2 protein-coding genes are annotated in these 806 nt (G+C 63.0%); both read right to left on the bottom strand.

Annotated features, from left to right (window positions below):
• The coding region (locus ACFMPD_RS17555; RefSeq protein WP_380997352.1) for an IS66 family transposase at positions 1–402 on the bottom strand (402 nt) is incomplete at its 3' end.
• A 40-nt stretch (positions 403–442) separates the two neighbouring features.
• Complete coding sequence (gene tnpB / locus ACFMPD_RS17550; RefSeq protein ID WP_380997355.1) at positions 443–790, bottom strand: IS66 family insertion sequence element accessory protein TnpB; 348 nt, start codon at positions 788–790, stop codon at positions 443–445.
• Between the last annotated feature and the right edge of the window lie 16 nt (positions 791–806).

The raw sequence follows: 806 nt of genomic DNA, 5'->3' as shown, positions 1-806 counted from the left end.
GACAAACCGGCCTGGAACGTATTCCAGCTCTTCCGTCACGTCCTCACCGATCCGGCGCAGCGCACCGCCGCATGTGCAGTGATCCTTCGGCGGCAGCATCTCGATGTTGTTGCGCGGGATATGATCCGGGATCGGGCGGCGCTTGGGTTTGTCCTTCGGCTCATCCGGCGGCAGCTTCATCTTTGCGGTCATCGCCGCCTCGGCAATCTCGCTCGTTTCCAGTGCCAGCATCAGCTGTCGGGTTTGCTCCGAGGTCGAGCCGTAGCGCCAGGCCTTCTGGCCTGCGACCTGATGCCGGAGCTTCTCGATCAGCATCGCCTGGGCTTTGATCTCGGCCAGAAGCTGGGTGGTGAACTCCTTGAGCTCCCCATAATCTTCCGGCCATGTCATCGCCTCGGCCACCACGGCCAGATGTTACATCATTGGAAGGGTTGAGGGAATCCTATCCCGCGCGCAACGGTCGCCATGTTCGGCGCAGCGCGCGCCAATCGATCCCTTCGAGCAGCATGGCCAGTTGCGCGGGTGTTAGGGACACCTTGCCCTCTTTCGTCGCCGGCCAGACGAACTTGCCCCGCTCCAGGCGCTTGGAGAACAGGCGCGCCCCCTGGCCGTCCCACCACATGACCTTGATCAGGTCACCACAGCGGCCCCGGAACACGAACATATGGCCCACACAGGGATCGAGCTTCAGCACCTTCTCGGCCTGCGCTGCCAAAGATGCATAGCCCTTGCGCATGTCCGTCACGCCCGCCGCCAGCCAGACCTTGGTGTTCGCCGGAACCGGGATCATGTGAGGTGCTGCACCA

The sequence above is a fragment of the Sedimentitalea sediminis genome (genome assembly GCF_042687825.1).
Lineage (GTDB): Bacteria > Pseudomonadota > Alphaproteobacteria > Rhodobacterales > Rhodobacteraceae > Sedimentitalea.
Note: the sequence above shows the minus strand (reverse complement) of the source record. Positions and strands in the feature narration are given on the sequence as shown.

Excerpts from the sequence above, each read along its gene's own strand:
- tnpB (WP_380997355.1), bottom strand. The coding sequence starts at position 790 with ATGATCCCGGTTCCGGCGAACACCAAGGTCTGGCTGGCGGCGGGCGTG.